This window comes from Rubrivivax albus, from assembly GCF_004016515.1.
Classification (GTDB): Bacteria; Pseudomonadota; Gammaproteobacteria; order Burkholderiales; family Burkholderiaceae_C; genus Rubrivivax; species Rubrivivax albus.
In genome coordinates this window covers 263,815-277,056 of the sequence record NZ_SACT01000001.1, presented here as the reverse complement: position 1 = coordinate 277,056, position 13,242 = coordinate 263,815, and the positions used below count along the sequence as shown (strand labels likewise).

Here is a 13,242-nt window from a genome sequence, read left to right as displayed (position 1 = left end):
ACCATCGGGGCCACAATGACGTTGCGCTGCCCTGGAGGACCGACATGAAACGCCTGCTGCTTGCCCTGACCGTGGTCGCCCTGGCCGCCTGCACCACCACCAGCCCCGACGTGATCCAGCGGGGTGACGCTCAGCGCCTGTCCACTGTGACGGACGCCACCGTGCTGTCCGTCCGGTCCGTGACCGTCGACGGCACCCAGTCCGGCGTCGGTGCCACTGCGGGCGGCGTGGTGGGGGGCATCGCCGGCGCATCGCGCGGCAACAGCCGCGAATCGGTGGCGCTGGGCGTCATCGGGGCGGTGGTCGGCGGCGTGATCGGCAACGCCGTCGAGCGCAGTTCCACCCGCGAGGACGCGCTGGAGATCCTCGTCCAGCTCAAGAACGGCGAGCGCCGCGCCATCGTGCAAGCCAAGGGCGACGAGAACCTTCAGCCGGGCGACCCGGTGATCCTGGTGTCCACCGGCGGCAAGGTGCGTGTGACCAAGGCACCGCCGACCACGACCAGCGAACCGCGCAGCTGATCGGCGCGAGCAGGGGCAGGCGCCCCCGCCCGCAGACGTCAGGCCGTGCCCGGAGGCGGTGGCCTCCTTTCCACCATCGGCCTGCACCACACCTGACCCGACTTGGGTACGTGACCCTTCGCCGTCGGTGACGACCTGCTCATCTCTTGACATGCGCGCACGGCGAGAATGTCGCCGAGCCAGGAAAGGAATGCCGTGTTCGAGAAGGTCGTCCCCGTCAACCGCGAACGCCACGCCAAGACCCGCATCCGCGAGATGAAGGGCTTCGGTTTCGCCGCGAAGTTCCACATCGCCTACGTGACGATGCATGAGTTCTCGCGTGCCGCCGCCGTCTACCCCATCGTGTTCGTCGAGGACCAGGAGAAGGACAGCTTCCGCCCGGTGGCGCTGATCGGACTGGAGGCCGGCGAGAACCTGTTCGTCGGTGCCGACGGCAAGTGGGAGGCCTCCTACGTGCCGGCCATCATCCGCCGCTACCCGTTCGCGCTCGCCGCCACCGGCAGCGAAGGCCAGTTCACGATCTGCATCGACGAAGGCAGCCCACTCGTCAGCGACACCGAGGGCAGCCCGCTGTTCGACGACAAGGGCGAGCCCACCCAGGTCATCGAGAACGTCAAGCGCTACCTGGCCGAGCTGCAGCAGATGGACCAGCTCACGCAGCAATTCTGCACCTGGCTGAAGGCCAACAACATGTTCACGCCGCTGAACATGCGCGTGCGAGACCACGACAAGGTCAAGAACATCGCCGGCTGCTACGTGGTCAACGAGGAGCGGCTGAACAACCTGTCCGACGAACGCTTCCTGGAACTGCGCGGCAAGCGCTTCCTGCCGGCGATCTACGCCCAGTTGATGTCGCTGGCCCAGGTGGAGCGCCTGATCTCGCTGAAGGACCGACGGGTCGCCGAAGCTGCCAAGGCGGTCGCCGAGTAGAGGCACGTTGGCCCGAAGGACTGACACCGCTGCCGGATGCACAAACGCACGGGGCCTCCAGAGGTGCCGGAGTAGATGCGCTCCAGCCCGATGATTGCCGCACCAAGGAAAGCGCAGCGGCTCCCCTCGACATTGGTAGGCCGTGTTGGACTTGAACCAACGACCAAAGGATTATGAGTCCTCTGCTCTGACCAACTGAGCTAACGGCCCGCCAGCGTGGATTCTAGGAGGCGGGCCGGCATGGGACCGCCGAACCTACTTCTGCGACAGCGCGTGCCCCACCAGCCGCGCCGTGATGTCGACGATCTGGATCATGCGGTCATAGGGCATGCGCGTGGGGCCGATGACCCCCAGCGTGCCGACCACGCGGCCATCGACCTCGTAGGGCGCCGTCACCACGGACAGCGACTCGTAGGGCACCACCTGGCTCTCGCCACCGATGAAGATGCGCACGCCTTCGGCGCGGCTGGACACCTCCAGCAGGCGCATCAGCTCCGTCTTCTGCTCGAAGAGGTCGAACATGCGGCGCAGGCTGCCCATGTCGTCGGCCAGGTCGCTCACGCCCAGCAGGTTGCGCTCGCCGGAGACGACGACGTTGTCGCTGCTCTCCTGCATCACCTCGCTGCCGGCATCCACGGCCGCCTGCATCAGCGTGGCGATCTCGCCGCGCAGCGCGTCGATCTCAGACTTCAGGCGCGCACGCACCTCGTCGATCGTCAGCCCGGCATAGTGAGCGTTGAGGAAGTTGGTGGCCTCCTGCAGTTCACTGGCGGTGTAGTCACGGGCCGTGAAGATGACGCGGTTCTGCACGTCGCCGTCGGGCGCCACCAGGATCACGAGCATGCGCTTCTCGCCCAGGCGCAGGAACTCGATGTGGCGGAACACGCCAGCCTTGCGCGGCGCACTGACCACGCCGACGAAGTGGCTCAGGTTGGACAGCAGCGACGCCGCCTGCGTGATCACGCGCTGCGGCTGGTCGGGCTGCAGCAGGGCCGCCACCTCGGCGTCGGGCTGCGCGGCGTCCAGTGGGCGCACCGTGAGCATGGTGTCGACGAAGAGCCGGTAGCCGCGCGCGGTGGGCACGCGGCCGGCCGATGTGTGCGGGCTGGCGATGAGCCCGGCCTCCTCCAGGTCGGCCATCACGTTGCGGATGGTGGCCGGCGACAGGTCCAGCCCCGAGGCCCGCGAGAGCGTGCGCGACCCCACCGGCGTGCCGTCGGCGATGTAGCGCTCCACGAGCGCTTTCAACAGGGTTCTGGCGCGGTCGTCCAGCATGGTTTTCATTGTAGTGACGCGGCGCTCCCACGCCCTTCGCCGGCAGATTCCCTATGGTGTAATGCGCCGCATGCCGAGCCGCTTTCGACATGCTGCCATCGTCGGCAAGTACCAGGCGCGCGGCATCCGCCCGCTGCTGGAGGAGATCGCCCAGTTTCTGGTCGCCCAGGGCCTGGACGTGTCCTTCGAGCGTGACACCGCACAGGCCACCGGCGTCACCGACTACGACGTGGTCGCACCCGGCGCGCTGGGTGTGGCCTGCGACCTCGGCGTCGTCGTGGGTGGCGACGGCACCATGCTCGGCATCGCGCGCGAGGTGGCGCGTCACGGCTTGCCGCTGGTGGGCATCAACCAGGGCCGCCTGGGCTTCATCACCGACGTGCCGGCCAACCACTGGCGCGAGGCCCTGGGGCCGATGATCGCCGGCGACTACGAGGAGGAGCACCGCAGCATGCTCGAGGGCTCGGTGTGGCGCGACGGCGAGCGCATCTTCTCCGGCCTGTCGCTCAACGACGTGGTGGTCAGCCGTGGCGCCACCGCCGGCATGGTGGAGGTGCGCATCGACGTCGGCGACGACTTCGTGGCCAACATGCGCGCCGACGGCGTCATCGTCGCCACACCCACCGGGTCCACGGCCTATGCGCTGTCGGCCGGCGGGCCCATCCTGCACCCGGCCATCGGCGGCTGGGTGGTCGTGCCGATCGCGTCGCACACGCTGTCCAACCGGCCCATCGTGCTGCCCGACGCCGGCGAGGTGCGCATCGGCATCGTGCAGGGCAAGGACGTGTCGGCCAACTTCGACATGCACAACCTGGCCAGCCTGCTGCACGGCGACCAGATCCGCGTGCGCCGATCGGCGCACAAGGTGCGCTTCCTGCACCCGCGCGGCTGGAGCTACTACGCCACGCTGCGGCGCAAGCTGCGCTGGTACGAGGGCGTGGTCTGATGATGCCCCCGGCTCGCTTCGCTCGCGGCCCCCGAGGGGCGCATCAGGCCCTTCGGGCGGCCGGGCGGGCCTGACCATGCTGAGACGTCTGTCGATACGTGACGTGGTCCTGGTCACCGAACTGGACCTCGACTTCGGCCCCGGCTTCACCGTGCTCACCGGCGAGACCGGCGCGGGCAAGTCCATCCTGATCGACGCGCTGCAGTTCGCGCTCGGCGCGCGGGCGGACGCCGGCCTGGTGCGCGAAGGCGCCTCGCGGGCGGAGGTCAGTGCCGAGTTCGACCTGCCGTCCGCCCTGCGCGCCTGGCTGGACGATGCAGGGTTCGCCGCCGACGAGGGTCTCCTGCTGCTGCGCCGCAGTGTGGACGCACAGGGCCGCAGCCGCGCCTGGATCAACGGCAGCGCGGCCACCGTGTCGCAGCTGCGCGAGGCGGCCGAGGCGCTGGTGGAAATCCACGGCCAACACGCCTGGCAGAGCCTGACCAAGCCGGCGGCCGTGCGCGCGCTGCTGGATGCCGAGGCCGGTGTCGATGGCCGGGCGCTGCGCGCGGCCTGGGACGACTGGCGCGTACGGCGCGCCAACCTGGACGACGCGCGTGCGCGCCGCGACGGCCTGGACCGCGAACGCGAACGACTCGCCTGGCAGATCGGCGAGCTCGAAGCGCTGGCGCCAGCCGAAGGCGAATGGGCTGACCTGGAGGCGGAGCACGAGCGGCTGGCCCATGGGCAGGCACTGATCGACGGCGCGCAGTCGGCCATCCAGGCGCTGTCCGAAGGCGAGCCTGCGGCCGATGGCCTGCTGCAGCGTGCCATCGACGCCCTGGACGAGGTGGTGCGCCACGACGCGCAGCTGGCCCCGGTGCTGGACGTGCTGCGCAGTGCCCAGGCGCAGGTGGACGATGCGGCGCACACGCTATCGGCCTACCTGGGCCGGGCCGAGCCCGACCCGCAGCGCCTGGCGGAACTCGACACGCGGCTGGCGGCCTGGCTGTCGCTGGCTCGGCGCTACCGGCGCCAGCCCGACGAGTTGCCGGCACTCCTGGCCAGCTGGCAGGCCGAGCTTCAGGCGCTGGATGCGGCGAGCGACCTCGATGCGCTGGAGCGCGGCTGCGCGGCGGCCGAGACGGCCTGGCGACGCGAAGCCAAGGCGGTGTCGGCTCTGCGCCGCAAGGCTGCCCCGAAGCTGGCCAGCGCCGTGACGGCGGCGATGCAGCAGCTGGGCATGGACGGTGGCCGTTTCGACGTGGCCCTGGTGCCCGAGGACGCCCCGCAGGTCCACGGCTTGGAAGGCGTGGAACTGCGCGTGGCCGGCCACGCCGGCAGCACGCCGCGGGCCCTGGCCAAGGTGGCCTCGGGCGGCGAGTTGTCGCGCCTGGCCCTGGCCATCGCCGTCACCACGGCAGCGCAACAGGTGCAGGCGGGGGCGCCGGCCCCGGCGCTGATCTTCGACGAGATCGACGCCGGCGTCGGCGGGAGCGTGGCCGACAGCGTGGGCCGGCTGATGAAGCAGCTCGGCGCCAGCGTGCAGGTCTTTGCCGTCACCCACCTGGCGCAGGTGGCCGCCTGCGCCGACGGCCACTTCGTGGTCAGCAAGGCGCTGCAAGGCGAGCGCACCGTGAGCGACGTGCAGCCCGTGGCCGGCGAGGCCCGCGTCAGCGAGATCGCGCGCATGCTCGGCGGCGAACGGCTGGCGCCGGCCACCAGCCGGGCGCACGCCGAGGCCATGCTGGGCCAGGGCGGTCGAGGCCGATGAACGCACCAGCGGGCACGCCCGGCGGGGCCGAGGTGGTGCTGGTGACCGGCATGTCCGGCTCCGGCAAGTCGGTGGCGCTTCACGCCCTGGAGGACGCGGGCTACTTCTGCTGCGACAACCTGCCGCCGGAACTGCTGCGCGACTTCATCCGCCTGGAGCAGGAGCGCTTCACGTCCCGCGTGGCGGTGGCAGTGGACGTGCGCACGGCCGGGTCGCTGCCGCAATTGCTGCCCTTGGTCCGCCAGCTGCGCGACGAAGGCCAGCACGTGCGCGTGCTCTTCCTCGACGCCAGCCCGGAGACGCTGCTGCGGCGCTTCTCGGAGACGCGGCGCCCGCACCCGCTGACCGCGGTGGAGGGCGAACTCTCACGGGCCCTGGTGGAAGCGCTGGAGATGGAACGCCAGCTGCTGTCCAGCGTGCGCGACATCGCCACCGTGGTCGACACCAGCCAGCTGCGCCCGGCGCAACTGCGCACCTGGGTGCGAGACCTGGTCGGCGTGCCGCCGGCGCACCTGACCCTGGTCTTCGAGAGCTTCGCCTTCAAGCACGGCGTGCCGCTCGATGCCGACCTGGTATTCGACGTGCGCGTGCTGCCCAACCCGTTCTACATCCGCGAGCTGCGGCCGCTCACCGGCCGCGACGAACCCGTGGCCCAGTACCTGCGTGCGCAGCCCGAGGTGGAGACGATGATCGGCCAGATCGAGGCCTTCGTGCGCCACTGGCTGCCGGCGCTGCGTGCCGACCAGCGCGCCTACCTGACGGTGTGCGTGGGCTGCACCGGCGGCCAGCACCGGTCGGTCTTCATCACCGAGACGCTGGCGGCACGCTTCCGCCGCGAGGTGACGACGCTGGTGCGTCACCGTGAACTGGACGCCAAGGCCGATGGCCACTGACACCGGCACGCCGCTGCCGCTGTTCCCGCTGCAGACGGTGCTCTTTCCCGGCGGTCTGCTGGGGCTGAAGGTCTTCGAGGCCCGCTATGTCGACCTCGTCACGCGCTGCCTGCGCGAGCGTACGGCCTTCGGCGTGATCTGCCTGCGCCAGGGCGTCGAGGCCGGCCGTGGCCCGGTGGCACTGGAGCCGGTGGGCGCGCTGGCCCACATCGACGAAGTCGACAGCGAACAGGCCGGCATCCTGCGGGTGCGCTGTCATGGGGGCAGCCGGTTCGCCCTCGATGGCGACCCGGTGCAGCAGGCCGGCGGCCTGTGGACCGCACCGGTGCAGCCCGTCGAGGACGACCCGGCCGAGGTGCCAGACCCGGCCATGCTGGGCACGGTGCAGGCGCTGGCCCAGGCCATCGCCAACCTGCGCACGCAAGGGCAGCTGCCCTTCCTGGAGCCCTACCGGCTCGACGATGCCGGCTGGGTGGCCAACCGCTGGTGCGAGATCCTGCCGATACCCCTGGCGGCCAAGCAGAAGCTGATGGCGCTGGAGTCGCCAGGCCTGCGGCTGAAGATCGTCGACGAGTACCTGCGCGGCAAGCAGGTCGTCAGCTGATCAGCCTTCGTATCGGCGCCGGCAGGCCAAGCGCCAGCGCGTCGTTGCGGTCGAACCAGCGGCCCTCCAGACCGGCAGGCACCGTCGCGTCAGCGGCCAGCACCACACGCACCGGGGTCAGGGTCCAGTCGGCATGGGTCAGCACGTGCACGAAGGCAGGGTCCACCTGCGCGGCCGCGCCGGCCGCGGCTGCCAAGTCCAGCCAGACCGACACGTCGTCGGCCTGCGGCAGCGTCCACAGCCCTGCCCACACGCCGCGCGGCGGGCGCTGCACCAGCCAGACCTGCTCCCCTTGCGCCAGCCACAGCAGCGCGTGCGCCCAGGCGCGACGGCGCAGGTTGCGTGTTTTCACCGGATAGGCCTGTGGTCGACCCTGGGTCTTCGCCACGCACCGCGCCGTCAACGGGCAGGCATCGCAACGCGGCTGGCGGGTGGTGCAGACCGTGGCGCCGAGGTCCATCAGGCCCTGCGTGTAGGTCTCGATGCCGGTCTGGGGCAGCAGCGACTCGGCCAGCGTCCACAACTGCTTCTCGTGCCGCGTCTCGGCGAGGTCACCGTCGAAGCCCAGCACGCGCGTGAGCACGCGCTTGACGTTGCCGTCCAGGATGGCCACGCGCTCGCCGTGGCAGAAGGCGGCGATGGCCGCAGCCGTGCTGCGCCCGATACCCGGCAGCGTGGCGAGGCCGGCGGCACCGTCCGGGAAGCGGCCACCGTGCTGCGCCACCACCGCCTGCGCGCAGCGGTGCAGGTTGCGCGCCCGGCTGTAGTAGCCCAGGCCGCTCCACTGCGCCAGCACGTCGTCCAGCGGTGCAGACGCGAGGGCCAGGACGTCCGGAAAACGCGCGAGGAATCGCGCGTAGTAGTCCAGCACCGTGCTGACCTGGGTCTGCTGCAGCATGATCTCCGACAGCCAGACCCGGTAGGGGTCGCGGGTCTGCTGCCACGGCAATGTGTGGCGGCCATGTTGCAGCTGCCAGGCGATGACGCACTCGGCCAGACCGGCGCCCTCAGCGCCGGCAGAGGACGGCGAGCCGGACATCAGACGACCTTCGCCCTTGAAGGGCTACGGTGTGAGCGCTTGGGGCGGCCCGGCGCGCTCACGCCGCGTCGGCCGGGGCCAGCAGGCCGAGCGCGATGGAGACGGTCTCCGAGGTCAGGCGGTCCAGGCGCTGCTGCAGGTCGCGCAGGTGCACGTCCTGCGCCTCGACCTCGCCGATGCGCTGCTCCAGCTCGCCGGCGGCGGCCTGGATGCGCTCCAGCGCCTCGCGCCGGCGCTGGAAGGCCTTGCGCCGCTCGCGCAGCTGCTGCTCCACCTGCACGCCAGCGGACTTGCTCCACATCTCGATGTCGCCGGCGGCGTTCTCGAACACCACCCGCAGCTTGGACAGCAGCATGCGGCGGAACTGTTCGACGAAGCCCGGCACCGCCAGGCGCCAGGCCTGCGAGAAGCCGACATAGCGGCCGTAGTTCTGCGCGATCAGGTCCAGTTCGGCCCGGTAGCGGGCGAGGTCCGGGGCCATGCCCACGGTGAACGCGAAACCGAACTCGCTGTTGAGCTGCCCGAAGCTGCCGTCGAGCATGTGCTGCATCTCGCCGGCCTTGGCCTGCGCCGCGTCGATGGCGCCACGCAGGCGCTGGAACAGCAGTTCGAAGGGCTTGCGCGCGCTGATCGCAAAGCCCGAGGCGCCGGCGGCCGACTGCATGGCGCTAACCTCGGTGCGCAGCTGCTCGCTGGACAACCCGGCCAGCGCCTCACGCTGCAGCCGCGCCTGCACCACGCGCATGGCCTGCAGCCGCGCCGTGCAGCGCTCGAACTCGGCGGACTCGGTCTCCACGCGCTCAAGCATGAGACGCACCTTGGCACCGCTCTTGCCGCGCAGGCCGCGCAGTTCGAGCATCTGCTCGGCGTTCTGGCGCCGGCGGTCACCGAGCCGGCGCGCCGCGGCCTCGCGCATCTCGCGCAGCGTCTCCACCGTGGCCTGCGCCAGCAGTTCGGCCTGGCGCGGCAGCAACTCACCCGCCAGGGCTGCTTCCAGTTCGGGCAGCCGGCTGCGGCGCAACGCGGCCTCGTCCCCGGCCACACGCGCCGCCAGCGCCTCGCGCGCCGACAGCGGGAACACACGCCCCGGTTCCAGGCCCAGCGTCTCGGCCGTCTGCTGGCGCTGGCGGTCGATCTGGGTCTGCACGTCCTCGGCGGCCAGCAGGGGGTCGGCCAAGGCGTCGATCTTGTTGAGCACCACGAAGCGCTCGACCGCCGAACCACCCAGGTGCTCGCGCCACACCGACAGGTCCGACTTGGTGACGCCGGCGTCGGCCGCCAGGATGAAGACCGTGGCGTGCGCCGCCGGCAGCAGCGACAGCGTCAGCTCAGGCTCGGCGCCGATGGCGTTCAGGCCGGGCGTGTCGATGACGACCAGGCCGCGCTGCAGCAGCGGGTGCGGGTAGTTGATCAGCGCATGGCGCCAGGCCGGCACTTCGACCAGGCCCTCGGCATCCTGCGGTGGGTTGTCGGCCCCTTGTTCCGGGTGCCAGAAGCCCAGGCGCTGGGCCATCTCCACCGGCACCCGCTGCGTCAGCGTCACCGCGGACAAGGCACGGGCCAGTGCCTCGGGCTGGCTGGGGTCCAGTGGCATGCGCTGCCAGGGTTCGGTGCGGCCCCGAAGCTCAGCCAGCGACAGGCCGCCCAGCCGTGTCTCGATGGGCAGCAGCGACAGCGTGGGCGGCTCCTCCGCGTCGTGGAAGAGCTCGACCGGGCACATCGTGGTGCGCCCGGGCGTGGCCGGCAGCACGCGGCGGCCGGTGTCGGCGAAGAAGATGGCGTTGATCAGCTCCGACTTGCCGCGCGAGAACTCGGCCACGAAGGCCAGCATCAGCCGGTCGGCCAGCAGACGGTGGCGCAGGGCCTCGAGCCGGGCGTCGTCGCCGGCCGCGCCGAGGTCATGGTCTGCCAGGAAACGCGCGTACGCCGCCACCTGGCGGTCGAGTGACGAGCGCCAGGCGGCCTGGGTGTCCAGGCGGGAGACGAGCGGGCTGTGCATGAGCGTCCGGGTCATCCTAGCGCAGCCCTCGGCCGGCTCCCAGGGGCGAAACACTTGCTGACAGGGGAGGCGGTCCGACTGCGCACGGCATCACGAATGGCGGGCGTCAGCGCTTCTGGCAGCCTGGGCACCAGTAGGTGGCCCGCTGCGCCTGCACACTGCGGCGCACGGTCTGCCCGCACCGGTGGCAGGGCTGGCCGGCACGGCCATAGACCGCAGCGTGGTCCTGGTAGGCGCCGTCCATCCCATGGGCATCGTGGAAGTCGCGCAGCGTGCTGCCGCCCAGCGCCAATGCGCGCGACAGCGTGGCCCGCACGGCCGCCAGCAGCCGCGCCGCGCGCGGCCGGCTCAAGCGGTCGGCACGCAGGCCGGGGTGGATGCCGGCCTCGAACAGCGCCTCGCAGGCGTAGATGTTGCCGGCGCCGACGACGATGTCGCCCGCCATCAGCACCGGCTTGATCGGCGCGCGGCGCCGCTTCAGGGCCGCATGCAGGAACTCCGGCGTCAGCGCCTCGTCGAAGGGCTCATGCCCCAGCGACGACAGCAGCTTGCGCGCCGGATCCGCGTCCAGCGCGGCCGACCAGACCACGGCACCGAAGCGGCGTGGATCGGTCAGCCGCAGGGTGCCCTGCGTGGTGGCCAGCTCGAAGTGGTCGTGCGGGCCGGCCGGCGCCGGCACCGCGGGCTGGAGCGCCAGCGAACCCGACATGCCCAGGTGCAGCAACAGGCCGCCGTCGGGTGCACCACCGGCCGCGTGCAGCGGCATCCAGAGGTACTTGCCGCGTCGGGCGATCGGGCCGATGGTGCGGCCGATCAGCCGTACCGCCGGGTCGCAGCCCAGCGGCCAGCGCAAGGGTTTGCCCAGCCGAACACCGAGGATCCGTGCGCCCTGCAACGGTCCGTCGAGGCTGCGACGCGTGACCTCGACTTCGGGGAGTTCCGGCATGCGGGCATTATGTGAGAATGAATTTCAATCGACGTGGAGTGGCCATGCCTGAGGTATTGCGCGGGCGCAAGCTGCTCGCGGCCGTCGCCCTGAGCCTTGCCTGCGGGACGGCGTGGGCCGACGTGCCGGCGCAGCGCAGTGCGCTCGATGCCCCGCTGTTCTACCAGCTGCTGCTCGGCGAGATGGAGCTGCGCAACAGCCAGCCCGGGCAGGCCTATCAGCTGTACCTCGACGCCGCGCGGCGCACCCAGGACGCCCAGCTGTTCCGGCGCGCGATGGACATTGCCCTGCAGTCGCGGGCCGGTCGCGAGGCCCTGGAGGCCACGCGCGCCTGGGCCCAGGCGCTGCCCGACTCGACCGAGCCGCTGCGCCTGGAACTGCAGATCCTGACGGCCCTGAACCAGCTGGACGCCGCCGGCGAGCCGCTGGCAGCCCTGCTGCAGAAGACGCCGGCCGCCGAACGCGGCGGCATGATCGCTGCACTGCCACGCTTCTTCGAGCGTGCCACCGACAAGCGTCGCACGGCCGAGCTGCTGGACACCGCCCTGGCGGCCCATGCCGCCGACCCGGCCACACGTTCCCCGGCGCTGGTGGCGCGCGGGCGCGCCTGGCTCGCCGCGGACGACCCCGACCGCGCGCTGGCGCTGGCACGCGAAGGCGCCGCCGACGACCCTGCAGCCCCTGGCCCGGCACTGCTGGCCATGGAACTGCGCACGCAGCGCCCCGAGGCCGAAGCGCTGGTGACGGCCCATCTGGCCCGGTCCGATGCCGAGCCAGCGCTGCGCCTGGCCTGGGCACGCGTGCTCACCGCCGCACAGCGCTATCCGGAGGCCATCGCGCAGCTGGAGACCGCCACCACTCAGCAACCCGACCAAGCCCCACCCTGGCTGATGCTGGGCGCGCTGCAGCTGGAGCTGCGGCACACCGAGCAGGCCGAGGCGGCACTGAAGCGCTACGTGGCCCTGGTGCAGCCCGCCGCCCCGGCCCAGGGTGCGGCCAGCGCACCGGCAGCCGACGCCGGGCCCGATGAAGCGGCCGACACGCCCGCCGACCAGGGCCTCGTGCAGGCCTGGCTGATGCTGGCCCAGGCGGCCGAGCAGCGCGGCGACTTCCCCGCCGCCGAGGCGTGGCTGGCCCGCATCGATGATCCCCAGCGCGCCCTAGAGGTGCAGGCGCGGCGGGCCACGCTGATGGCTCGCCAGGGCAACGTCGACGCGGCCGTGGCGTCGCTGCGCCAGGTGCCGGAACGCTCGGCGGCAGACGCGCGGGCCAAGCTCGTGGCCGAGGCGCAGCTGCTGCGGGACGTCAAGCGCTGGCAGCCGGCCTACGACGTCTTCGCCCGCGCCGTGGAACGCTTCCCCGAGGACGTGGACCTGCTCTACGAACAGGCCATGGTGGCCGAGAAGCTCGACCGCCTGCCGGACATGGAACGCCTGTTGCGTCGGGTGATCGAGATCCAGCCCGAACACGGCCACGCCCACAACGCGCTGGGCTACTCGCTGGCCGATCGTGGCGTACGGCTGGAGGAAGCCCGCACGCTGATCCGCAAGGCGCTGGACCTGATGCCCGGTGACCCCTTCATCACCGACAGCCTGGGCTGGGTGGAGTTCCGGCTCGGCAACCTCGACGAAGCCGAACGCCTGCTGCGCCAGGCCTGGGCGTCGCGCCCCGACACCGAGATCGGCGCCCACCTGGGCGAGGTGCTCTGGGCCCAGGGGCGCCGAGACGAAGCACGCCGCATCTGGCGCCAGGCGCAGGCGCGCGACGATGCCAACGATGTGCTGCGCGAGACCCTGGCGCGGCTGCAGGTCGGGCTGTGAGGCTCCTCCCCCTGGCCGGCGCGGGGCTCGCCGCGCTGCTGTCGGCCTGCGCCAGCCTGCCCGAGGCCCCGCCCGCGCTGAGCGGCCGGCTGGTGGTGTCGGTGGCCGCCTCGGCCGAAGGGCCTGCCAAGGGGTTCAACGCTGCGTTCGACCTGCTGGGCGATGCACAACGGGGCCGGCTGGACCTGTCGACGCCCTTGGGGCCGCGCCTGGGCACGGCCAGCTGGGCTCCCGGCGAGGCGGTGCTGGACGATGGACGCACCACGCGGCGCTACCCCGACCTGGGCAGCCTGGCGCAGGACCTCCTGGGTGAGCGGATGCCGCTGCAGGCGCTGCCGGACTGGCTGCGCGGTCGGCCCTGGCCGGGGGCGGCGCACACCGTGACGGCCGACGGCTTCGATCAGCTGGGCTGGACGCTGGACACCTCGCGGCTGGCCGACGGTCTGCTGCTGGCCAGCCGTGCGGCGGCGCCGGCCATGACGCTGCGCGTTCGGTTGACCGGGGGCGCGTCGTGAC

Annotated in this window: 12 protein-coding genes and 1 tRNA gene; 8 read left to right on the top strand and 5 right to left on the bottom strand. The window is 71.7% G+C overall.

From position 1 onward, the window contains the following. Nucleotides 1–44: 44 nt before the first annotated feature. Together ENE75_RS01225 and ENE75_RS01220 are read left to right on the top strand one after the other, a co-directional pair. Complete coding sequence (locus tag ENE75_RS01225) at nucleotides 45–521, top strand: outer membrane lipoprotein (protein ID WP_128194818.1); 477 nt, start codon at nucleotides 45–47, stop codon at nucleotides 519–521. Between the two features lie 195 nt (nucleotides 522–716). Continuing rightward, nucleotides 717–1,451, top strand: coding sequence for a SapC family protein (locus tag ENE75_RS01220; RefSeq protein ID WP_128194816.1), 735 nt, complete (start codon nucleotides 717–719; stop codon nucleotides 1,449–1,451). A 133-nt stretch (nucleotides 1,452–1,584) separates the two neighbouring features. Here ENE75_RS01220 and ENE75_RS01215 read toward each other — a convergent pair. After that, nucleotides 1,585–1,661, bottom strand: a tRNA-Ile gene (locus ENE75_RS01215). A gap of 45 nt (nucleotides 1,662–1,706) precedes the next feature. Continuing rightward, nucleotides 1,707–2,726 (bottom strand): heat-inducible transcriptional repressor HrcA, encoded by a 1,020-nt coding sequence (hrcA, locus tag ENE75_RS01210; RefSeq protein ID WP_128194814.1) that lies wholly within the window; start codon nucleotides 2,724–2,726, stop codon nucleotides 1,707–1,709. Nucleotides 2,727–2,796: 70 nt separating this feature from the next. Between hrcA and ENE75_RS01205 the strand changes: the two genes are divergently transcribed. The 4 genes from ENE75_RS01205 (at nucleotide 2,797) to ENE75_RS01190 (ending at nucleotide 6,922) form a co-directional block, all read left to right on the top strand. Further along, nucleotides 2,797–3,672: an NAD kinase gene (locus ENE75_RS01205; protein ID WP_128194812.1), complete on the top strand. Its 876-nt coding sequence runs from the start codon at nucleotides 2,797–2,799 to the stop codon at nucleotides 3,670–3,672. A gap of 76 nt (nucleotides 3,673–3,748) precedes the next feature. Beyond that, nucleotides 3,749–5,425 carry a DNA repair protein RecN gene (gene recN, locus ENE75_RS01200; protein ID WP_128194810.1) on the top strand — a complete coding sequence of 559 codons (1,677 nt, stop codon included), beginning with the start codon at nucleotides 3,749–3,751 and terminating at the stop codon, nucleotides 5,423–5,425. Further along, nucleotides 5,422–6,318, top strand: a complete 897-nt coding sequence (gene rapZ, locus ENE75_RS01195) for an RNase adapter RapZ (RefSeq protein WP_128194808.1) — start codon at nucleotides 5,422–5,424, stop codon at nucleotides 6,316–6,318. The genes recN and rapZ overlap by 4 nt, the downstream gene beginning before the upstream one ends. After that, nucleotides 6,308–6,922 carry an LON peptidase substrate-binding domain-containing protein gene (locus ENE75_RS01190; protein WP_128194806.1) on the top strand — a complete coding sequence of 205 codons (615 nt, stop codon included), beginning with the start codon at nucleotides 6,308–6,310 and terminating at the stop codon, nucleotides 6,920–6,922. Before rapZ ends, ENE75_RS01190 begins: the two co-directional genes overlap by 11 nt. Here the strand turns inward: ENE75_RS01190 and mutY are convergent. The 3 genes from mutY to mutM form a co-directional block, all read right to left on the bottom strand. After that, nucleotides 6,915–7,961 carry an A/G-specific adenine glycosylase gene (gene mutY, locus ENE75_RS01185; protein WP_128194804.1) on the bottom strand — a complete coding sequence of 349 codons (1,047 nt, stop codon included), beginning with the start codon at nucleotides 7,959–7,961 and terminating at the stop codon, nucleotides 6,915–6,917. The genes ENE75_RS01190 and mutY overlap by 8 nt on opposite strands. Nucleotides 7,962–8,019: 58 nt before the next feature. Next, complete coding sequence (locus ENE75_RS01180; protein WP_128194802.1) at nucleotides 8,020–9,960, bottom strand: dynamin family protein; 1,941 nt, start codon at nucleotides 9,958–9,960, stop codon at nucleotides 8,020–8,022. A 106-nt stretch (nucleotides 9,961–10,066) separates the two neighbouring features. Then, a complete protein-coding gene (gene mutM / locus ENE75_RS01175; RefSeq protein ID WP_128194800.1) occupies nucleotides 10,067–10,906 on the bottom strand; it encodes a bifunctional DNA-formamidopyrimidine glycosylase/DNA-(apurinic or apyrimidinic site) lyase in 840 nt (279 codons plus the stop codon). Between the two features lie 44 nt (nucleotides 10,907–10,950). On the opposite strand from mutM, the gene ENE75_RS01170 reads away from it, so the two are divergent. Together ENE75_RS01170 and ENE75_RS01165 are read left to right on the top strand one after the other, a co-directional pair. After that, entirely contained in the window at nucleotides 10,951–12,726 is a 1,776-nt protein-coding gene (locus tag ENE75_RS01170; protein ID WP_128194797.1) for a tetratricopeptide repeat protein, read from the top strand. After that, complete coding sequence (locus ENE75_RS01165; protein ID WP_128194796.1) at nucleotides 12,723–13,241, top strand: lipoprotein insertase outer membrane protein LolB; 519 nt, start codon at nucleotides 12,723–12,725, stop codon at nucleotides 13,239–13,241. Before ENE75_RS01170 ends, ENE75_RS01165 begins: the two co-directional genes overlap by 4 nt. The last annotated feature ends 1 nt before the right edge of the window (nucleotide 13,242 follow it).

Coding starts and splice junctions, on each gene's coding strand:
- ENE75_RS01225 (WP_128194818.1), top strand. CDS start 45: ATGAAACGCCTGCTGCTTGCCCTGACCGTGGTCGCCCTGGCCGCCTGC.
- hrcA (WP_128194814.1), bottom strand. CDS start 2,726: ATGCTGGACGACCGCGCCAGAACCCTGTTGAAAGCGCTCGTGGAGCGC.
- ENE75_RS01205 (WP_128194812.1), top strand. CDS start 2,797: ATGCCGAGCCGCTTTCGACATGCTGCCATCGTCGGCAAGTACCAGGCG.
- recN (WP_128194810.1), top strand. CDS start 3,749: ATGCTGAGACGTCTGTCGATACGTGACGTGGTCCTGGTCACCGAACTG.
- rapZ (WP_128194808.1), top strand. CDS start 5,422: ATGAACGCACCAGCGGGCACGCCCGGCGGGGCCGAGGTGGTGCTGGTG.
- ENE75_RS01190 (WP_128194806.1), top strand. CDS start 6,308: ATGGCCACTGACACCGGCACGCCGCTGCCGCTGTTCCCGCTGCAGACG.
- mutY (WP_128194804.1), bottom strand. CDS start 7,961: ATGTCCGGCTCGCCGTCCTCTGCCGGCGCTGAGGGCGCCGGTCTGGCC.
- ENE75_RS01180 (WP_128194802.1), bottom strand. CDS start 9,960: ATGCACAGCCCGCTCGTCTCCCGCCTGGACACCCAGGCCGCCTGGCGC.
- mutM (WP_128194800.1), bottom strand. CDS start 10,906: ATGCCGGAACTCCCCGAAGTCGAGGTCACGCGTCGCAGCCTCGACGGA.
- ENE75_RS01170 (WP_128194797.1), top strand. CDS start 10,951: ATGCCTGAGGTATTGCGCGGGCGCAAGCTGCTCGCGGCCGTCGCCCTG.